The sequence below is a fragment of the Streptomyces sp. NPDC086023 genome (genome assembly GCF_044540325.1).
In the GTDB taxonomy this organism is placed as follows: Bacteria; Actinomycetota; Actinomycetes; order Streptomycetales; family Streptomycetaceae; genus Streptomyces.
The window spans coordinates 26,811-45,713 of the sequence record NZ_JBITRX010000010.1 but is presented as its reverse complement, the minus strand read 5'-3'; the positions used below and the strand labels follow the sequence as shown (position 1 = coordinate 45,713).

Genomic DNA, 18,903 nt, shown 5'->3' with positions numbered 1-18,903 from the left:
CCCGGAACCCGGACCAGCCCCGGACCACCGCCCGAACCCGGAGACCGAACCCGGACCGGAGACCGAACCCGGACCGACCCCGAGACCTGTCCGCCGGCGGACGCGGAACGGTCCGGCTCGCCCGGGGACGGTGCACGCTCGGGTGCAGGCGAGCCGGCAGTCCCGATCCGGGCCCAAGCGCTTGTCGCACGAGCAGGTGGTCGAGCTGGTCCTCCCCCACGTGCCCGACGTGCTGAGAGAGGACGGCAACGCTCAGATCACCCGAGCCCAGCTCCGGAAGATCATGCGCAGCCACGAGATCCCGCTCAGCAACGAACACCTGACCCCGGTCCTGGCCCTCGTACGGGCCGCCGCCCCGGTTTCTACTTCCTCCAAAGGAGCTGCTCGATGAAGACCTGCGACCGCTTCAACCGGATAAAGGCCGGTTTCGAGAATGACCTCGCCATCCTGAACAGCCACGCTGCCCAGCACGAGGGGAGCAACCCGGCGAAGGCGAGCAGCCGAATCGCCAAGGGCGTAAAGCTGAACATGGGGCGGATGCTCGCTCGCCACTACTCCCGGTGCAGGCTCTGCTGCTGAACCCAGACTTTCCCGACGGTGGCCCGGCCTTGCCGGGCCACCGCCCCGTTCGCCCAAGCTCTCCCGCTCCGAAGGAACTCCGTGCCCGCCACCTCTTCCTGCCCCGATTCCGGTGCTGGCCGTCCACTCCCGACGGCCGTGTCCTCACTTCCCCCGCACGGTGCGGCTGACGACAACTCGGTCTCCGACGGAGCAAGTTGGGGCGGAAGCAAAGCTTCCGCCGCACCCGCCCCCGAAGGGGCGGGAGAGGACCTGCACCAGGGGGCGCAGGTCCGGGAGGCTTCGACCGGGGGCGGATCGGAGCCGGGGAACGAGGAGAAGCCGAAGCCTCGCCGTCGCGAGCGTCCTGTCCGTCAGCGTCCGCGTCAGCCGCCCGCGAAGAAGCGCCGCCACCAGCCCTCGACGCGTTTCAACGACGACGAGTACGCGCTCGTCGTCGCCGCCGCCGCCCAGTGCCATCTGACCGTCGCCGGCTTCCTCGCCCGCTCCGCCCTGGCCGCAGCCCGCGACCTCGACCGCACCAGCGCCGAGATCGCCACCGAGCGCGACATGCTCACCGCGCTGTTCGACAGCCGGCGCAAGCTCGGCTGGGCCGGCAGCAACCTCAACCAGGTGACGAAGGCGCTCAACGCCGGTGCCGATGCCGCCGTCCCCCAGCTGGAGGCAAGCCTCGCGGCCGTGCGGCGGGCCGCCGACGCCGTGCACGCCGCCGCGACCTCCGTTCTCGAACGACAGCAGGCGGCATGATCCCCAGCATCAACCCGCCCGGTGACCGGACCATCGGCCTGCTCGCCTACCTCTACGGCCCCGGCAAGCGCGAGGAGCACGTCGACCCGCACCTCGTCGCCTCGTTCGACGGCATGGCCCCCGACCCCGGCCGCGACCCGAGCGCCACGCTGAAGGCCCTCCAACAGCTCCTGGACCAGCCCGTTCAGGCACTGCCGGAGCATGCCCGTCCCGCCAAGCACGTCTGGCACACTTCCGTCCGCACCGCGCCCGGCGACCGGATTCTGTCCGACGAGGAGTGGGCCGAGGTGGCCCGCCGGATCGTCGTCGCCACCGGCATCGACCCGGGCGAAGGGCAGCCCGGCTGCCGCTGGGCCGCCGTACGGCACGCGGACGACCACATCCACATCGTCGCCACCCTCGTATGCGAGGACGGCTCTCGGCCCGACGACTTCCGCTCCGGCAAACGCGCCCAGGCCGAGGCCCGGCTCATCGAGAAGGAGCTCGGCCTGCACCGGGTCGCGCCCGGCGACGGCACCGCCGCCCAGCGTCCCACGAGTGCGGAACGGCACAAGGCCGAACGGCAGGGACGCGAGCGGACCGCCCGCGAGGAACTCCGCGAAGCCGTACGGCGGGCTGCGGCCGGCGCTCAGAGTGAGGAGGAGTTCTTCAGCCGTCTGTCCGCCGCGGGCCTCCTGGTGAAGAAGCGTGCCGCGCCCTCCGGGGACCTGCTCGGCTACAAGGTCGCCCTGCCCGAGGACCGGAACAAGGACGGCGAGCCGGTGTTCTATCCCGGCGCGCGTCTCGCCCCCGACCTCTCTCTGCCCCGCATCCGCGAACGCTGGGCCGGCGGTGGCCTCCAGGACAGGACCGGCCTCGAGGCTCCGGGAATGGCCGGGGCGCCGGCCGCCGCGCGGCGGCGCACGGCGGCTGCCGCCTGGCAGGCTGTCCTGGTCGTCGAGCACGGCGAGGACGGCCTCGCCGCCGCGTACATCGCCGCCGCCGGCGAAGTCCTCGACGCGCTCGCCAAAACCTCCGCCGCCCACACTAGGCAAGAACTGCGAGAAGCCGCCTGGGCGTTCGAGCGAGCCTCCCGGTCCCACGTCCGCGCCGTACGCGGCCACGACCGGGCCCTGCGGCAGGCTGCCCGTGACCTCGTCCATGGCGGGTCGGCCCTCGGCCGCGGCGAGGAGGGCGCGACCACGGCCATGGCGATCGACATGCTGTTCTTCCTCATCACCGCTGCCGCGCACTGGCACGCCAGGAAGGGCCACGCCCAGCAGGCCGAAGCAGCCCAACGAGCAGCCGAGCACCTGCGAACCGCCTACCAGGCCGCCGCCGAGTACCCGCTCGCCGTCCTCCACCAGCGTGGCCGTCGCCTCGCCCGCCCTCTGCTGCGGCGCCAGGCCGAGGCGGTGCACGCGGCGATCCCCGAGCTGGCCGAGCAGGTCCTGGCCGAGCCCGGCTGGCCGGCCCTCGCCGCCACGCTCGCCGAAGCCGAGGCCGCCGGCCACGACCCCGTCCCCCTGCTCTCCGAAGCAGCCGAACACCGCGAACTGGGCACCGCCGAATCGATCAGCGACGTCCTGGTCTGGCGACTGCGCCGGGCCGCAGACCTTCCGGCTGACGCCGCGAGCGCTCCCGTTCCTCAGCGCATGCCTGGCGCAGCCTCGACTCCGCCTCGCGACCGGGACCGCCGACGGCGCCGGTAGCCGGCTCCTCCATTCACGGATTCGAGAGTTGCCCGACGTCCCGTCCGTGGGGCACTCTCGTCGTCCGCTGCCGGGGCGAGGCAGCCGAATGCGAGGGGAGGCCGTATGTTCGGGCGCAGGAAGGCGCGGAAGAGCGAGGGCGAGCTGGGGCCGGCGGGCGCGCCGTGGCTGGACTACCCAGCGCCGGCATGGCCGCAGGAGGCCGCACCCGTCGAGGAGGCTCCGGCCGCGCCGGCGGGCGAGGACTTCCTCCCGGAGGACCTCCGGCTCGATCTGAGCACGAAGCGCTTCCTGGTATGGCGCCGGCCGCTGGTCCTGGAGGGCGAAGTCCGCTCCTGCCCGCAGTGCGCGGCGTACCGCGACTGGGCCATCCTCGCGGTCGAGGGCCAGATCTGGCTCCGGTGCCCTGCCAAGCATGTGACGCAGGAGCCGCGCCTGAGTCTCGAATGGTTCAACCGGAACGCCGGCCCGACCAGCTCGACGTACGGCTCCCTGGACGAGGGCCTGGACGACTTCGGCCTCTGAACCGGTGACTCGGTTCCGCGCCCTGCTCAGCCGCCCCGGCCTCCCGAAAGAGTCACCGATCCAAGGACGCTCGCCAAAGAGCCCGGTGCCAGGTCGAATGACCTGGCACCGGGCCCTGTTTGTGCTGCTGTACGTGCTGAGGGACGGCTGTTGGACCCGAGGAGGTACGAGGCCGTGCTGGTGGCTGGCCGCCGGGGGTCAGACGGTGGGGCGCAGGGAGAGTTGCCCCTCGCTGTCGCCGGGCAGGGTGTGCCGGAGTACGGGGTCGGGAGAGGCGAGGGAGGCGGCAAAGGCGGCGACGAGGTCATGCGGAGTGCTCGCGGAGAACCCCGTGGCCCAGAGATACCCCCGCCCGATCCGGGGCTCACACCAGGCTAGCCAGCCGGTTTGCTCGGCGGTGGGGTCGAGGCAGAGGGGGTCTCCGTCCTGGAGGTACTCCGGGAGGAGGCTCAGTGCCATGCCCGCGGCCAGCTGCGGATCGGAGAAGGCAGTCGGGTTGTCGATGTCGCGGACCCAGCCGCGCTCCGCGAGCGACTCGAAGACCACGTGCGGGCCTGCATATCCGTGCGCCGGATCCGGACGGGCCTCCAGGGCGAGCAGGAAGTCGGCGACGGCTTCGGGCGGGACGCCGGTGGTGAAGTAGGCAGTCCACTCAGCCAGCCCGTCCGCGGTCGGGCGGGCGGAGACGGTCCACGCGACCGGCAGGTCTCCGAGGATGATCGGTTCGTCGGCAAGCACCCACTGGGCCCAGCGGAGTCCGTCGGGAGCGACGTACAGCACGGTGCTGCGAACCACCTGCTGGACCGCGTCCGGATCGTCCGGATCAACAGGTTCACGACGGCCGCGAGCGAGTGTCAGGGAAGTCCAGCCGGCGGCGGAGAGGTGGGAGGCGACGTGGTCTGCGAGTGCTCCGTCGTCACCGGCAAGGTGGCGCGGGGTGACCCACCAGGCGGGAAGGGCCGGAACGTCGGACGGATCGGAAGGCGTGGACGGGCGCAGAAGTGCTCCTTGTCGTACGGGCGATCAGGGGGAGACGGCGCGCAGTCTGCGGCGCGAACTCGTCGGCGGGTCGACCGGCGGCATCCAGGTCAGCGCCTCGGCGACCGGCCGGGGCAGGTAGCCGTACTGCACGGCCTCGGCGTCTTCGGCGAGGTACACCACCGGCTGTCCGTCCAGGTCCTCCCCGACGAGGACGTCAGCGAGACGGTGGGCCATGGGGAAGAAGGGATTGATGGCGAGGCGGACGGAGGTGTCGGGATCCAGGGCGGCAAGGCGGTCGATCAGGTGGCGGACGGTCATGTCCGATGCAGATGCGGGCATGTGCACTCCTTGCAAGGCGGGGAAAGCAGAGGCGCGGGGACAACAGGAACGCCGGGGCGGTGCCACCGTCAGAGACGCTTGGCCGTAGCCAGAACCTCGGAGACGGTCCTCGCGACCAGGTGGGCCGGCGTGTGGGGATCAAAGACGATCCTGTAGCCGGGAGTCCGAGCGGTGCCGGTGACCGCGAGTACCCAGCCCTCATGCTCGGCGCCGGGGCGGCCGGCGGGAAAGTGGCCGAGGTAGAAGCGGCCGTCGGCGGAGGCGATATGGGTGTCGGCCCGGTCGTCGACGATGAAGTGGAAGTCGCCGTTCGCGGCGGGGAAGGTGTCAATGACCTCGGTCGCCTGTCCCGGCCCCAGGAGCCAGTCGTGCAGCCTCAGGCGCTGGGTCGTGGTCCGGAATCCGGCGGAACTCAGCTCCACTGTCACGGCATCACCTCTCTGACCTGCTATTTTCCGGGGTTCCCGGAAAGGGTCGTCTAGGTTGACATGCCCTTGAAGCGTGTACCAGTCCTTTCGCGATCTTTCCTGTCTGCCAGAGGCGAACTGACGGTGCGCCCCTGCCCGTAACGAACGATCGCCGGCAGCGCGACCGCACAGAAGGGTCGCGCTGTCGGCGTTTCAGGGCTCCTACTCCTGCACGACTTCCAGCTCGGCGCCCAGCGCCGAGAGCGTGGGCAGCAGCGTGCCGTAGCCGCGTTGCAAGTGATAGATGCCTTCAATGGTCAAGACGCCTTCGGCTGCGAGGGCCGCGATCAGCAGGGCTGCGACGGCCCGGATGTCCTGTCCGGCCACGCGGGTCGCGGTGAGTCGGGACGGCCCGTGGACGGTGATGGCCGGGCCGTCGGAGGTGACGCTGGCGCTGAAGTCGCGCAGCGGGCGGACGTGGCTGTCGCGGGCGGTGTAGATCCGCTCCTCGATCCGCGAGACGCCGGGGGCCTGGGTGAGGAAGGCGTCAGCTGCGGCTGTACGTCGGTGCAGGTGGCGGAGACGGTGGCGGTCTGAACGTGAGCCTCATGCCGAACGGCGTGCGCGGGCCTGGACCGACACGGCCCGGATGTGGCATGCGCTCGGCGACGGGCAGCAGACTTTCGCCGCCCTGCGCCGCGTCGAGCAGGAGGCGGATCAGGAAGTCCGCCGTCCCGCGCTGCGAGCGCTGACAGCGAGCCTCCTGTACGGCCCGGCCTGGGTGCAGGGAGTTCGGGACTTCGCCGTCCGTACGGGAGCCGTGCCCGCCTGAGCAGCACGGCCCCCCGGCCGCTACACGCGGGGGCGGCGCGCGGTCACGGCGCCGGGGCGAACGCCGCCGCAGCCTCGTCCTTCTCGACCGTCGCGATGACCTCCCGCATCCGGTCACTCATGGGCGGCAGCGCGTCCAGCGAGTGCCAGCCGACCTCCACCGACTCGTCGTCGCACACCCGGGGCGAGGAGCCCGGGGCCGCGGGTCGGCAGGCGAAAACGATCTCCAAGTACTGAGCCCGGTCCCCGTTGGCGTGCTGCACCGGCGGGGAGTGCGTCACTGCCGCCAGGCGCTCCACCACGACCCGGACTCCGGTCTCCTCCTCGACCTCCCGCGCCACTGCGGCGGCCGGGGCCTCGCCCGGCTTCACGATCCCGCTGAGCGGGGTCCACAGGCCGGCGGCGGACCGGCGCTGCAGCAGCACCTGCCGGTGCTCGTCGCGGACGACCGCGACCACCCCGGGCAGCCACAGCAAGCAATCGGGACCGACCGCCCGCCGCAGATCTGACACAAAATCAGGAATCATGCCCACACCCTAGGGCGACCAGAACACCTTGGGCGGCCGTTCCTGACACTCTGCTGCGCCGAGCCCTGCGGTGCACCCCACCGCGGCGTGCGGCACCGCCCCAGGGGAAAGCAGTTCGGTCTTCAGGTCCGGCAGGAGAGCTGCCCCCGTCGGCAGCTCGGACCCAGCCCCAGGTCAGGGTGATGTGTGGCTGCCTTGGATACGGCGCCAGACAATGCCCAGGTCTGCGAGTCGCCCTCTCATGGCCCCTCGCTGCTCCTCCAGCTCCAGCGAGGCCGGGGAGAGGAGGTAGACGTTCCCCTGGTAGCGCCGGAACCCGATGAGTTCCCATCCTCTGGCGATCTTGGTGGTCACCCGGTCGAACTCCGTCTGGTTCCTCAGGCGGTCGCTGCTGAGGTCGGTGACGCCCGGCGAGCATGCGATGGCGCGGCAGCCGGCCATGAGCCGGTGGATCGCCTCAGTGGCGAGGATGGCGCCGAGGCCGTGCCCACGCCACGGCTCGTCCAGGGTCACCTTGTCCATGACGAGCAGGGAGGACCCCACGTACGGAAGCGAGCTGCTGGCGTCCTCGCTGAAGCTCCCCGTGCTCGGATCCAGCACGGCCTGAGCGATCTCGCCGAGTTCTTCGGATTCCTCCTCCATGACCCGGACCGCATTCATGCCCCGGTCGAGATGCACCCGATAGAAGGTGATCGAACCCACCGTCCTGTCGCCGTGGAGGACGGCCACGTCCCACCGCTCCAAGGTGTCGGCCTGTGGGGTGTCGGCGAGGTCATCGATGTAGGAAATACGCAGGCGCAGCTCGGAGGGGTCTCCGGGCAGGGTGAACAGTTCGGTCACTCCTGAAGCCTAGCCACACGCAGCAGCCCGGAGACGGAGGCGGGCAGCCGTCGGGCGACGGCCGGAGGCCCGCGGCCCGGTCCTGGGAGCGTCCAGGCTCGTGCCAGGGTTGCCTCCATGACGCCGATGATCCCCGCGCACGTCCCCGACGAGCCGCCGCTCACCTACGCCGACAGCTTCGACATACCGGTCCTGTTCCGTAACGGTCCTGCGGACAAGCCCTGGAAGCAGTGGCGGACGGCCAAGCACAAGGAGTGGAGCGCGACGGACGGGTTCCCGAAGGCGGACGGCTGGTACGCCCCGACCACCACGTGGCGGGAGATCATCAAGGCGGCCACCGAGGTCGGCCGCGACATCACCCCGCACCTGCAGAACCAGCCGCGGTACGCACACGGGGAGCTCGTCGCCCGCGTCGCCCCGCTGTATGCCTACCTCGGTGCGCACCCCTTCAAGCACCAGCCCCCCGTGCCGGGCGCTAGGGGCCGGCGCCTGACGCTGAACCCGGTCTACGCGTACGGCACCGAGCGCACCGCGAAGAACGCTGCCGCCTACCGGCTGGGCATGACGATGACCGAGTGGGCCTGCCGCTCGCTGCTGGGTCTGGGGCAGACCGAGCACCTCGAACTCGGCGGCCCCATCCCCGCCCTCAGCGCCACCTTCAAGGACCCCAAGAGGAAGCTGCCGGACCTGTGGGGACGGCACGAGGCGGAGAAGGTGTACTGGCTGATCGAGGCCAAGGGCGGTATCTGCGACGTCGGCACCCTCCGCAAGGGGTGGGCGCAGCTGGAGTCCGGGAGCAAGGTCCTCGGCTCGTACGCGCACCGCAGCGTCCTGGTCGGAGCCGCCGTGCGGCCCGGGGACGACCTGTTCCTGACCATCGATCATGCCCTGCACCCCGGCCAGCCGCCCCTCCCCCCTGCCGGATCCGACCCCGACGGCAAGGAAGCCGCGGGCAAGGGCAACCTCGAAGACCACCTCGGCGACAACGACGACGCGCTCATCGGCGCGGCCCGCGCCCAGATGCTCGTCTACCAGGCACTGCGCTCCGCTCCCCCCTCGCAGTTGCGCACCGTCCCGGTGCCGGCCGACCGCACTTCGCGCCATCGACGCCACGGACTGACCACACCGCTGGAAGACGACGACCGCACCCGCGCCATGCGAGCCGACCTCCGCGGAGCGGCACTTCATCTCAATCCGGACCTCACGCGTTCCCAGATCCGCTCCTGGGGGATCGACGACTTCCTCACCTGCCGCATCCCCGGCACCGAAGTCCATCTCGGCATGTCCCGGAAGCTGTTCGCCGTCTGCGCGCGCCTCCACGAGGAAGATCTCGCCATCGCCCGGCGCACCCCGGGACTGCGCGCCGAGGACCAGCTGGCCGTCGACGAGCGGGGCAGCGAAGAGGCTCAGGAAGAGCAGCGGCTCAAGCAGCGGCGGATTTTCCACGAGCAGCAGGAGGAAGCCCGCCCCCGGCTGCGTTCCCTGCTCCGGGAAGCCTATGAGCGTGGAGAGACGAGCGACTGGAGCGACCTGCTGCACCGTCCCGAGGAACCAGAACTCGACCTGGCGAGTGCCGAAGGGCTCCTCGAAGCGGCGACCCCGGAAACGTACCTGGCCGTCAGCCGCTACGACCTGCCCCCGATCCACGCCTAGCTAGCGGTCAGGTCTGGGGCCTGGGTCCAGCTCGCCGTCCACAAGGGCCTGGATGATCCTCTCGGTGCGGGCACGCGTCTCGGGTCCGTGGCCGGCGAGGTTGTGGTCGAGTTCGTACTGCTGCATGTCAAGCACCGGCTTCATCTCTCCGATGAGGGCGGGCCATGGCGCAAGCGAGTCGGTCAGTTCCTCAACGTTGCCGGACCACTCGGCCTGGCGTGCTCCCAGGGCGAAGGCGAGCAGGAGGACGGCGAAGAGGGGTTCGCTGTCGAAACCGGCGAGCAACCCGAGCCCTGCGGGGTTCTCCTTGCCGGTGTGGGTGGCGACAGCCCGCGCGACAACCGGGAGCTGGAGGAAGAGGGCCGTGGCCACCGAGCGGGCTTCTTCCCATTCTGGGTCGGTGGCTTCGGCGAGCGCTTCGCTCATCCGCGGCAGGGACACGAAGTCGGCAGCGCCGACGAGCAGGCTCGCCGGACCGGTCAGCCACGGCTCGGCGCCTTCCACCCGCTGCCGTCTGCCCGGCGAGATGCCAAGGACCTTCTCGATCGTTCCCGCCTCGTCTTCCGTCACCTCGGGCCGCGTGCCCAGGGCGAAGATCTGGAGCATGTGCGCGACAGCCGTTGCCCGGTCGCCAGCCGGGACACGGATCGGGCGGGGCAGCGCGTTCTTGCCTCGCATCGCGGCCATGGTCGCGGCGAGGGCGCCCACGACCGTGTCCTGGTCGTCGACCGGGTCGAGGCCCTGGCGGGATGCCTCGGCGTGAAGGAGCTGCTCCAGCTCATGCGACAGGTCGTCTACCACGATGGTCGCGGAGGTACGGACGGCGTCGAGGTCGAAAGGGAAGCCCTCTACCCACAGCACGACGCGCAGCAGGTTCACGTCCCGTGTGCGCTCGCGCCAGCGTAGGAGCTGGACCAGCTGACGGTCGCTGTCAGGCGGGTAGATCCAGACCGGGCGGCGTCCGTCGTTGCCAGCTCGGGTGGGATGGGGCATCAGGCCGTTGCTGATGAAACTCTCCAGCTTCCTCGCGGTCATGGTGCTGAAGCCGGCGGATGTGGCGGCGCGCAGAAGGTCGGCGCGCTGTAGGAGACGGGGTTCGACTGCCATGCCGGGCAGCGTAGGGGCGCTGCGGCACGCCGCGCGAGCCGAGTACTCCCACTCCAGGCCGGTCTAACTTGCAAACGGGCCGACCCCCGTTGCCACCAGCAGGTTTGCGCTGCTTCTGTGGGTCCGCGGCGCCAACTCGGGCGCTGCTCCCACCTCGAGAGGACTTGTCCATGTCCAGGAATACGGCAGCGGCGGTGACCGGAATGATCGTGCGTTCCCTCGCGAAGCGGTGGGCCGACGCGAACGGCCTCAGCAGGGAGCAGGGCCTGCTCCTCGCATGGGCGGCCGGCGCCCTCGCGTCGGTGGCCGTCATGCGCGTCTGACGCTGTAGCGGAGCGGTATCGGTCTCCGCAGACATAGCGAAGGCCCCGGGAACCATGGTGGTTCCCGGGGCCTTCGGGCTGAAAGGGGCTTGCCTGTGCCGAGTGCTCGCGCCTCGGCTCCTGGCAGGTCCCTCTGATCAGCCGGTGGTCGGAGTCTCCGCCTCGTCCTGCGTCTTCTTCCGTCGTGCCGCGATCAGCGCCCCGCCGCCGGCCGCGATCAGCAGGCCGCCGGCCGCAAGGAGCCACGCGTTGGAGTCGGCGCCGGTGTGCGCGAGGGAGCCCTTGGAGGGCGGGGTGCTCGGGGTGTCGGTCGGGGGCACCGGTGCGGTGGAGGTGGACCGGGTCGGGGTCGGGGTGGTCGGCGGGGTCGTCGCCGGTGTGGTGGGCGGGGTGACCGGCGGGGCGGTCGGCGGGGTCGTGGTGGGCGGTGTGGTCGGCGGGGTGGGCTTGTTCTTCTTGGTGTTGGTGAAGGTGGCGGTGGTCTTCGCGGCGGGCTTGGCGGTGATCTTGACGGGAGTGGTGTCGAGTTCGTAGCCGGTGGGGGCCGTGGTCTCGGTGCCGGTGTAGGCGGTGCCCTTGCGGGAGGAGACGGGAAGCGAGGTGGTGGCGGTGCCGTCCTTGCCGGTGGTCAGCGTGATCGTCTTGCCGGTGCCGATGGCGGGGGTGATGTTGATGACGGCGCCGGCCAGGGGCTTGCCGGTCTTCCTGTCGGTCTTCTTCACGAGCAGCTCGGCGGGCTTGAAGGTGTCGATGATCGTGAGCTTCGCGGTGTGCTCGGGGGCGACGATGACTTCCTGGTCGGGGGCCAGGTCGTGGAGGGGGCTGCCGGTCGCGGTCTCCTTGAGGCGGTAGGTGCCGGGGTGGACGTCCTCGAAGAGCAGCTTTCCGTCGGCGTTCGTCTTGCCGGTCAGGGCCTTGGTGCCGTTGAGGGTGTCGAGCAGGGCGAACGCGGCGCCGGCGAGCAGGGTGCCGTCCGGGTCCTTCTTGGTGATCTCGACGGCGCCCGGCGGGATCTCGGGGGCGCTGGCGAAGGCGGTCGGGACCCAGATCAGAGAGCTGGTTGCCAGGGTGGTCACGGCGACGGTGGCCGCGGTGCGGCGGGGGGCACGCATGAAGAAGGAGTTCTCCTCGGTCAGGTGGTGGGCGGAACGCCTTGAGGGCGGAAGTCAGCGAGAGCGGGTAGCCGGCGTTGGGACGGATGCCGGGGCGGGGCGTGCGGGAGGCGGGCTCGTCCGAAGGAGAAGTGGCCGCGTGCCGTCGGGTGGCGGCTAGGACAAGGGCGTGCTGCCTGTCCATCTACACGCTGCGGGTTGTCGGGTTCGGGACCGGTGGAGCGGGACCCGAGGCTCCTGGTCAGCTGGCCGTGTCGCTCGTGCGCCGGCGGCGGCTGAACAGGTAGAGGCCCGAGCCGCTGGCGAGCAGAGCGGTCGCGCCGGCGATCAGCCACGGTGTGGTGTCCGCGCCGGTGTGGGCGAGGGAGCCGGACGGCGGAGCCGGGGGCGTGGTCGGCGCGACCGGGGGCGTCGTGGGCGGGGACGGCGGAGTGGTCGGCGGAGCCGGGGGCGTGGTGCTCGGGCTCGGCGGCGGGGTGGTCGGGACGGGCTGGTCGGCGAGGGTGACCGTGACGTCGGCGTCGGGCTTCGCGGTGAAGGGGACGGGGGTGGTGTCGAGCTGGTAGCCGTCGGGGGCCTTGGTCTCGGCGGCCCAGTAGCGGGTGCCGGTCTTGAGGGTGACGTCGAGGTCGGCCTCGGCGGTGCCGTTCGTGCCGGTGGTCAGCGTGGTGACGACCTTGCCGGGGATGTGCTTGCCGGTCTTGTCCGTCTCGTCGGCCCGGATGGCGATGACCGCGCCCGCGAGCAGCTTGCCGGTGTTCTTGTCGATCTTCTTCACCGACAGATCGGCCTTCTTGAACGGGTCGATCAGGTCGATCGGGTTGGCCTGGGCCGTGCGTCCGGCGGTGATCGTGATGGTCTGATCGGCAACGAGGTCGTGTACGGGGCTGCCGGAGGACGTTTCGCGCAGGCGGTAGGTGCCGGCCCGGAGCTGGTCGAAGGCGAGGACGCCGTGCTCGTCGGTCTTGCCCGCGGCGACCTTCTTCCCGTCCTTGTCCAGGAGTTCGAAGGCGGCGCCGACCAGGCGGCTGCCCTGAGGGTCCTTCTTGCGGATGGTGACGCCGCCGGTCGGCTCGTCCACGGTGACGGCGGTCGAGTCCTTGACACTGGTGGTGCCGCCGGCGAGGAGCATGCGCTGAGCGGCGGGGTTCTTCGGGGTGAGGACCTGCAGGTCGGTGGCGGGCAGGCCGTCGGCCTTCGCGGTGACGCTGGCGGTGCCTGCGGTCTTTGCGGCGAATTCCCACTGGGCGGTGCCGCTCGCGCTCGTGGTGACCTTCCCGGAGGCGGTGCCGGAGCCGGACTCGGCCAGCGAGACGGTCACCTTCGGCACGGGGGCGCCCGCGCTCGTGGCGACCTTCACCGCGACGGTGACCTTCGTCCCGGCGGTGGTGGTCGTCACTGACGGGGTGATCGTGAGGGTGTAGGGGCCGGCGAGCCGCTTGGCCTCGGCGATGTAGCCCTGGGCGAGGGTGCGGGCGGTCGGCGAGACGACCGGGTAGGCCAGGCGCTGCTTGCCGCGGGGACCGTCGAGCGCGTACGTGCCGCCGGCCAGGTACTCGTACACGACCGCGTCCACTGCCGCCGCCCGCGCGTTGTCGCGGGTCTGACCGTACCGCCCGATCACGTACGCCGCCTGGGCGAGACGCTCCTTCGGCACGGTCTTGCCGGTCACCGACGACGTCCAGGACGTCACCGGGCGCGGGGCGCCGTAGCCACCGGCGTCGGCCGGGCCCTTGCGTTCGGGGTCGGCGCAGTAGGTCTCGGCGTCGCCGTGGACGGCCGGGCCGGGCGGTCCGTAGGCGCCGATGTGGCTGGAGCCGGCGTTCCCTTCGGAGTCCGGGATGGTGTAGCCGGGACCGAGGATCTCGCCGGCCGAAGGCGCCGCCAGGGCCGGGGTGGCCAGGACAGTGCCTGCCGTGCAGGCGGCGACCGCGACGGCCAGGTGTACGGATCGAGCGGAGCGAAGACGCATGGAGATGGTGAAGTCCTGTCGGAGTAGGTGTCAGTGGTGAGGGCAGCGGCGAGGCGGAGTTACCGGCTGCGAGCAGCCGGGACGGCGGTCCGGCCGGGCAGGGCCGCAGAGGGTTTCGATCCCGTACGAACCGGCGGAGCGCCGGGGAACCAGAGCTGGACGTAGCGGTCGATCGCCTTGCGGAGGCCGGCGGTGCCGATGCCCTGCCAGGGCGGGGTGTCCGCGTGGCGCCAGTCGGTGAAGGTGCCGTAGTTCCCTTCTCCGGGCCTGGTGCCCAGTCGCTGGTCGCGGGCGGCGAAGGCATGGTGGTCGGCGAAGCTGAGCCACTGGGCATCGATCAACCCGCGTTCCAGGTGCACGACTTCGAGGCGCAGGCCGTCGTAGCGCTGGTGCATGCGGGTGTCGGTGAAGCTGATCCGCAGTCGGAGGGGAAGGGCGGGGGCGGGTCTGGCGTAGTAGGTGTCCCCGACGACGGCCGCCTCCGGATACGGGAGGGTGAGGTGGTCGTCGAAGAACTGCTCGGCGAACAGGGGCAAGCGCGGGGCTCCTGGTGGTCAGCGGCGGATGGCGGGGCGGGCGGGCAGTAGCGCCGAGGGGGTGGTGGTGCTCCAGCGCGGGACGCTGCCGGTGGGGGCCGGCGGGCGGGCGGCGATCCGGGGTCGGATGTCGCGCGGCGTCGGGGCGGGTGCCCGGGGCGGCACGACCGGGGTGAGTGTGGCGTGGGCCGCCAGGCGCGGGTGGAGGGTGTCCTGCCAGCGAGGCAGAGGAGCGGGGTTGGTGAACGCTTTCGCGGTGGCGGCGATCAGGTGGGGTGGTGTCCGGGAGCTGAAGGCGATCCCGGCGCGAGTTCCCCACCCAGCGGGTCCGGCCCACAGCGTGATCGCCTCGTCGGGGTGCCGGTTGACGATGTCGATGCTCGCCCCGGCCTGCCCGTCGGGAGCGGTGACGTGCAGCCATCCGCGGTCCGGGCCGCTGAGTGTCCAGCCGGCGGCGATGAGCGGTGCGACGGCGTGGGACCGGGGTCCGGCGGCGTGGAGGAAGCGGTCGCTGTCCTCCGCCCAGTCGTGCGCGAGCGCGGTGGTCAGGGCGCCGACGAGTTCGGCGGGCGTGTTCTGGTTGGCGATGGCCGTCCACTGCGGTGAGGACATCGCGTCGGGTGCGGCGCTGATGGTCCACAGGTCGTAGTCGTCTCCGGCCCAGCCGATCCGGATGCGGTGGTCCGGGCTGGTGACGACGAGTTGGTGGGGGCCGTCGTCGAGGTGGTGGTGGGGCCAGTGGGTGACGGGCGCGAAGCCGGCGTCGCCGTGGCCGGAGGATCCGGCCAGGTATCGGGGGGTGACGTAGACGTCGCCGTCCACGGGCTGGGGCGCGGGCAGGGGTGGCTCCGGGGTGTGCGAGGAGGGGCTGGGTCAGCGCATGGCGGACGTGGCTGGGGCTGGACGCGGGGCGGGCGGGGGCGGCGCCGTGTCCGGTGTCCGCGTCGGCACGGCGGCGGCGCGGGCCTCGGTGACGAGCTGGCGTTTGAGGCTGACGCGTTCGCCGGGAGGAAGTTCGATCAGGCCGTCGCCGGTGATGTGCGGGAGCAGGCCGGTGACGAGACGGGAAGCAGCGGCCGGCTGCTGGTTGACGAGGCGGTCGATGGCCGCCTCGACGGCCTGGCGGCGCAGCTGGTGTTCCGGTGACGAGCGGCGGCGTTCGGTGACGGTGGCGGTGTACTGGCGGAGGAGGTGCTTGTGCTCGGCCTGACGCTGCCAGACGGCAGTGAGGAAGCGGCGCCCGTTGAAGACCTTGTACGCGTCGGTCTCCGGCAGGTCGTAGACATCTGCGGGCAGTGGGCCGAGGGCCGAGGAGCTGGAAGCCCGGGCCACGGGGACGGTCAGCTCGGCGAGTTCGTCCAGGGCCTGGGCCCAGCGCCGTTGGAGGAGCGGGTGGCGCAGGGCCGTGGTGCGGGCGTTCTGGGCCCGGACGTCGTCGGCGACCAGCCCGCAGAAGGCGACCGCGCCCTTGGCGAGCAGCTCGTCCACCTGCGGGGTACGCGGCTCGGTGAGGAGACCGTCGTCCCATCCTTCCTCGACCGTGCCGAAGACGTCGGCAGCGGCAGGGCGGAGAGGGAATCCGGCCTCGGCGAACGTCCTGGTGAGCAGCCGGTTGAAGTGGTCGGGAAGGGCGTCCACGAGCCAGTTTCGGGCCATGGCGATCATGTCGGTGGAGGGCGGCGCGGCTTTGGCTTCCCGCTGTCGTCCCTCCTCGCGCCGTACGGCGGTGGTCTCCCGGGTGACCTCGTGCAGGGCGGTGCGGACGCGTCGCAGGAGGCGGGTGGTCCGCGCTGCGCGGGCGTCGCCGTGGTAGGTCATCCGCTCGGCGGCGACCTGGAGGTCGCCCTCGGCGAAGGTGAGGGCGTCGTGCAGCTGGAGGAGGCGTCCGGGGGTGTGGAGGGCCTCATGCTGTTCGGGGCGGAGCCATCCGTCGGCGTCGGCGATCGCGGCCGTGACCAGCTGGTCGAACCGCTCCTCTATATAGAGGTCGAAGGCGTGGTCGTCGAGGGAGGCGACCTCGTGCAGGCGCAGACGCTGCTCATGCCGGGTGTCGTCGGTCGGCTGGGTCATGGCGGGGCGGTTCCTTGTACGGGTAGGTGTCACGCGGTCGCGGGACGCCGGGCGGCGGGGTGGCTGCGGAGCTTGGCGAAGGACACGCCGAGTCCGAGGGCCTGCAGGACGGCGCAGACGGTGATGGCGTGGCCCAGCAGGTCGGGCGGGGTGAGGGCGACCAGGGCTCCGGCGATCGGGAAGGGCGCCAGGAGCAGCAGGATGATCAGGGAGAGGGTGGCGCCGAAGACCTCGGCGGGGACCAGGCGGGCGCGCAGGGTGCGCAGGACGACGGTCATGCCTGCCTCGCCGGCCATGAGGAGGGCCACGAGGACCAGGAAGACGGTGTAGGTGTGGGCGGCGGCGAGGGCGAGGCAGGTGGCGGAGGCGAGGGCGGCGGCTGCGGCGCCGACCGGCCACAAGCCGAGACGGTCGATGGCGAGGCGGGCGAGGGCGACCATGGCCAGGGAGGCGACGGCGGCGGCGGACCAGACCAGTCCGACCTGGCTGCTGGTGCCGCCGAGCTGCTGGATGACCAGGACGGGGCCGGCGGCCTGGACCAGGCCGATCGCGCAGTTGGAGAGGAGCAGGCCGACGCACAGCCACCCCAGGGCGGGCAGCGACCGGAGCGTCTTCCAGCCGGTCTTGATGCCCTGGACGACCGGGGCGGGTGCCTTCTGCGGCCAGATGGGGCGCTGGCGCGGGGCGAGCGCGGCGCCGAGCAGGGAGCAGGCGGCGATCGTCAGGAGCATGCCGGTCGCGCCGACGTACTGCAGCAGGACGCCGGCCAGGGCCGGACCGGCGAGCGTGGCGCACTGATCGATCCCGAGCAGGACGGCCTGGACCCGGTGGGCGTGGTCGCCCGCGTCCCGGCTCGCGGCGCCGCCGGCGGTCTCGGCCGCGATGTACGCGAACTCGCTGAGGACGCCCGTCGCGGCGGCGAGCACCATGACGGTGACGACGGCGCCCAGGCCATCGCCCATCGCAGGCAGGGTGCCGGCGACGGCCAGGACGACCACGGCCCGCAGCACCGAGGCGGTGCGCAGCACCCGCGTGCTGCCGACCCTGTCGACTGCGGCACCCGCGAGCGCGAAGGCCGAGAGCCTGGGGAGCCATTCGAGGACGAACGCCAGGCCGGTGAGGGCGGCGGAGTTGGTGACGGCAAGGACGAGCAGGGGGATGCCGTAGGTGCTCATCGCGAACGCGCCGGCGTCCGCGGTACGGGGGACGTAGACACCGCGCACGGGGCCGAAGGCCGGAATACGGGCGTGACGGCCGGCGGGTGGCCGGGATGTGGAGTGCGTGCGGGGCATCGAACGTTTCCAGTGGAAGGTACGTAGGTTCAGCGGCCGTTGGGGCGGCGAGCCGGGGCGCGGCTCACGGCCGGTGCGGGCGCGGCGGTGGCCTGGGAGAGGGCCTTGAAGGCGGTGCACAGGCCGGTCAGGTGGCGTACAGCGTCGCCGCGGCGGGCGAGGAGCATGTCGATCTGCGGGCCGGTGAGCTGCAGGACACCGTCGGTGGAACGGTGGCGGTACTGGTCGCGGCCGTCGGCGACGCGGCTGAGCTGGTCGATGGCGTACTCGGTCTGCCGCTGGAGTTGCTCGGCGATGCCGTCGAGCACGTCGGCCTCTTCGCGGATGAGGCGGCCGAGGAGGGCTGCCGCCTGGCTGCCCGCGGGATCCCGGGCGGGCATCCCGCCGAGCAGGGAGCGGACGGTTGCTTCGCCGAGCCGGGGCGCCGGCCGAGGTGTCCGGGTCACCGGCAGGGGCCGGTCGTCGGGGAGGAGAACAGGTCGGCCGGACGCCAGGTCTTCGCCGGGGCAGGAGCAGGCGGCTGGGCGACGGGCAGGGCAGGGCGCGTGCTCTGGCGGGCCTGGTGGGCGGCCCACTGCCCCGTGCGCGCGGCGGCCGGAAGGCGGGAGGCGCCCCACAGCGGGTGACTGTCGGCGTCCCTGTGGGGCCGGCCGCTCGCCCAGGCGGATGCCGCCCGGTAGACGGGGGCCAGGGCGTGGGCGGCGTCGGTGAGGCGCAGCTCCATTCCCTCGTCCTCGGCGCCGGTGGGCCAGACGGGCTGGCGGGCAGAGACCAAGCGGTCGTCTATGAGCCGGTGCACGGGCGGGTACACGGCGCTGGGGCTGTAGCCGGGGAGCAGCGTCTTGCGCAGGGACACGATGCTGGACGGCCCGCGTTCCCTGAGGGCCCACAGAAGGGGCGTGGCGTGCCGGTAGGAGATCAGGGCAAGGGCGTCCTCGGCGTTCTGGGCGGCCGGGATCCGCTCGGGCAGCTGCATCACCTGCGGCTTGCCCTCCATGACGATCGTCGTGTCGACGAGCTGCTTGTCGAGGTGCTGATCGCCGTACTCCGCCAGGGCGTGAAGCGTCGGAAGAAGCGCACGGCCTCGGTCGGTGAGGCTGTAGGTGACGTGCCGGTGGGTCACCGCGGTGCGCTCCAGCAGCCCGGTCTCGCACAGGGCGCGAACGCGCGGGGTGATCTGACTGGCAATGAGCCAGGGGAGGCGGGACTGGATCTCGGTGTAACGCAGGCCCTTCGGCTCGGAGGCGAGGGTCATGAGCATCCAGACGCTCCAGCGCGGCGCGATCATCTCCAGCGTCTCGGCGACGCGACGCAGGTCGGGGGAAAGGGCTCGGGCAGCGGCCACAACGGACTCCAGCGGAAGAAGAGGAA

General features: G+C 71.8%; 23 protein-coding genes. 8 read left to right on the top strand and 15 right to left on the bottom strand.

Annotated elements, in window-relative coordinates; all coding sequences use genetic code 11:
• The first annotated feature begins 181 nt into the window (after positions 1–181).
• From ACIF6F_RS20550 to ACIF6F_RS20530, 5 genes are all read left to right on the top strand, one after another.
• Positions 182–391 (top strand): hypothetical protein, encoded by a 210-nt coding sequence (locus tag ACIF6F_RS20550; protein ID WP_399948479.1) that lies wholly within the window; start codon positions 182–184, stop codon positions 389–391.
• Positions 388–579: a hypothetical protein gene (locus ACIF6F_RS20545; protein WP_043224566.1), complete on the top strand. Its 192-nt coding sequence runs from the start codon at positions 388–390 to the stop codon at positions 577–579. The genes ACIF6F_RS20550 and ACIF6F_RS20545 overlap by 4 nt, the downstream gene beginning before the upstream one ends.
• A 138-nt stretch (positions 580–717) precedes the next feature.
• Positions 718–1,326 (top strand): plasmid mobilization protein, encoded by a 609-nt coding sequence (locus ACIF6F_RS20540; RefSeq protein ID WP_399948477.1) that lies wholly within the window; start codon positions 718–720, stop codon positions 1,324–1,326.
• Positions 1,323–3,017 (top strand): mobilization protein, encoded by a 1,695-nt coding sequence (locus ACIF6F_RS20535; protein ID WP_399948475.1) that lies wholly within the window; start codon positions 1,323–1,325, stop codon positions 3,015–3,017. Before ACIF6F_RS20540 ends, ACIF6F_RS20535 begins: the two co-directional genes overlap by 4 nt.
• A gap of 105 nt (positions 3,018–3,122) precedes the next feature.
• Complete coding sequence (locus tag ACIF6F_RS20530) at positions 3,123–3,542, top strand: hypothetical protein (protein ID WP_399948473.1); 420 nt, start codon at positions 3,123–3,125, stop codon at positions 3,540–3,542.
• Positions 3,543–3,740: 198 nt separating this feature from the next.
• Here ACIF6F_RS20530 and ACIF6F_RS20525 read toward each other — a convergent pair whose 3' ends face one another.
• The 4 genes from ACIF6F_RS20525 to ACIF6F_RS20510 form a co-directional block, all read right to left on the bottom strand.
• Positions 3,741–4,337 (bottom strand): DUF317 domain-containing protein, encoded by a 597-nt coding sequence (locus ACIF6F_RS20525; protein ID WP_324616090.1) that lies wholly within the window; start codon positions 4,335–4,337, stop codon positions 3,741–3,743.
• Positions 4,338–4,565: 228 nt separating this feature from the next.
• Entirely contained in the window at positions 4,566–4,862 is a 297-nt protein-coding gene (locus ACIF6F_RS20520) for a hypothetical protein (protein WP_037879676.1), read from the bottom strand.
• Positions 4,863–4,930: 68 nt separating this feature from the next.
• Positions 4,931–5,290, bottom strand: coding sequence for a DUF317 domain-containing protein (locus ACIF6F_RS20515; RefSeq protein WP_399948470.1), 360 nt, complete (start codon positions 5,288–5,290; stop codon positions 4,931–4,933).
• A gap of 201 nt (positions 5,291–5,491) precedes the next feature.
• Entirely contained in the window at positions 5,492–5,842 is a 351-nt protein-coding gene (locus tag ACIF6F_RS20510; RefSeq protein ID WP_399948967.1) for a hypothetical protein, read from the bottom strand.
• A gap of 76 nt (positions 5,843–5,918) precedes the next feature.
• On the opposite strand from ACIF6F_RS20510, the gene ACIF6F_RS20505 reads away from it, so the two are divergent.
• Positions 5,919–6,101, top strand: a complete 183-nt coding sequence (locus ACIF6F_RS20505) for a hypothetical protein (protein WP_399948468.1) — start codon at positions 5,919–5,921, stop codon at positions 6,099–6,101.
• A gap of 43 nt (positions 6,102–6,144) precedes the next feature.
• On the opposite strand, the gene ACIF6F_RS20500 is transcribed toward ACIF6F_RS20505, so the two are convergent.
• Positions 6,145–6,627 (bottom strand): NUDIX hydrolase, encoded by a 483-nt coding sequence (locus ACIF6F_RS20500; protein ID WP_399948466.1) that lies wholly within the window; start codon positions 6,625–6,627, stop codon positions 6,145–6,147.
• A gap of 174 nt (positions 6,628–6,801) precedes the next feature.
• Positions 6,802–7,467, bottom strand: a complete 666-nt coding sequence (locus ACIF6F_RS20495) for a hypothetical protein (RefSeq protein WP_399948464.1) — start codon at positions 7,465–7,467, stop codon at positions 6,802–6,804.
• A gap of 117 nt (positions 7,468–7,584) precedes the next feature.
• Here ACIF6F_RS20495 and ACIF6F_RS20490 point away from each other — a divergent pair, with 117 nt between their 5' ends.
• Positions 7,585–9,120: a gamma-glutamyltransferase gene (locus ACIF6F_RS20490; protein WP_399948462.1), complete on the top strand. Its 1,536-nt coding sequence runs from the start codon at positions 7,585–7,587 to the stop codon at positions 9,118–9,120.
• On the opposite strand, the gene ACIF6F_RS20485 is transcribed toward ACIF6F_RS20490, so the two are convergent.
• Complete coding sequence (locus ACIF6F_RS20485; RefSeq protein ID WP_399948460.1) at positions 9,121–10,227, bottom strand: hypothetical protein; 1,107 nt, start codon at positions 10,225–10,227, stop codon at positions 9,121–9,123. It abuts the gene before it with no gap.
• Between the two features lie 170 nt (positions 10,228–10,397).
• Here ACIF6F_RS20485 and ACIF6F_RS20480 point away from each other — a divergent pair, with 170 nt between their 5' ends.
• Positions 10,398–10,550, top strand: coding sequence for a hypothetical protein (locus ACIF6F_RS20480; protein ID WP_346171698.1), 153 nt, complete (start codon positions 10,398–10,400; stop codon positions 10,548–10,550).
• Between the two features lie 137 nt (positions 10,551–10,687).
• Here ACIF6F_RS20480 and ACIF6F_RS20475 read toward each other — a convergent pair whose 3' ends face one another.
• The 8 genes from ACIF6F_RS20475 to ACIF6F_RS20440 form a co-directional block, all read right to left on the bottom strand.
• Positions 10,688–11,662, bottom strand: a complete 975-nt coding sequence (locus tag ACIF6F_RS20475) for a SpaA isopeptide-forming pilin-related protein (protein ID WP_399948457.1) — start codon at positions 11,660–11,662, stop codon at positions 10,688–10,690.
• Positions 11,663–11,903: 241 nt separating this feature from the next.
• Positions 11,904–13,634, bottom strand: a complete 1,731-nt coding sequence (locus tag ACIF6F_RS20470) for a SpaA isopeptide-forming pilin-related protein (protein ID WP_399948455.1) — start codon at positions 13,632–13,634, stop codon at positions 11,904–11,906.
• A gap of 59 nt (positions 13,635–13,693) precedes the next feature.
• Entirely contained in the window at positions 13,694–14,170 is a 477-nt protein-coding gene (locus ACIF6F_RS20465; RefSeq protein ID WP_399948453.1) for a hypothetical protein, read from the bottom strand.
• A gap of 18 nt (positions 14,171–14,188) precedes the next feature.
• Positions 14,189–14,992: a DUF317 domain-containing protein gene (locus tag ACIF6F_RS20460; protein WP_399948451.1), complete on the bottom strand. Its 804-nt coding sequence runs from the start codon at positions 14,990–14,992 to the stop codon at positions 14,189–14,191.
• A gap of 51 nt (positions 14,993–15,043) precedes the next feature.
• The gene (locus ACIF6F_RS20455; protein WP_399948449.1) at positions 15,044–16,240 is read right to left on the bottom strand and encodes a hypothetical protein; all 1,197 of its coding nucleotides are present in this window, start codon (positions 16,238–16,240) and stop codon (positions 15,044–15,046) included.
• Positions 16,241–16,269: 29 nt separating this feature from the next.
• Positions 16,270–17,532, bottom strand: a complete 1,263-nt coding sequence (locus ACIF6F_RS20450; protein ID WP_399948447.1) for an MFS transporter — start codon at positions 17,530–17,532, stop codon at positions 16,270–16,272.
• 29 nt (positions 17,533–17,561) lie between these two features.
• On the bottom strand, positions 17,562–17,912 hold the full coding sequence (locus ACIF6F_RS20445) for a hypothetical protein (RefSeq protein ID WP_399948444.1): 351 nt from the start codon (positions 17,910–17,912) through the stop codon (positions 17,562–17,564).
• Positions 17,913–17,974: 62 nt separating this feature from the next.
• Positions 17,975–18,877: a winged helix-turn-helix transcriptional regulator gene (locus ACIF6F_RS20440; RefSeq protein WP_399948442.1), complete on the bottom strand. Its 903-nt coding sequence runs from the start codon at positions 18,875–18,877 to the stop codon at positions 17,975–17,977.
• Between the last annotated feature and the right edge of the window lie 26 nt (positions 18,878–18,903).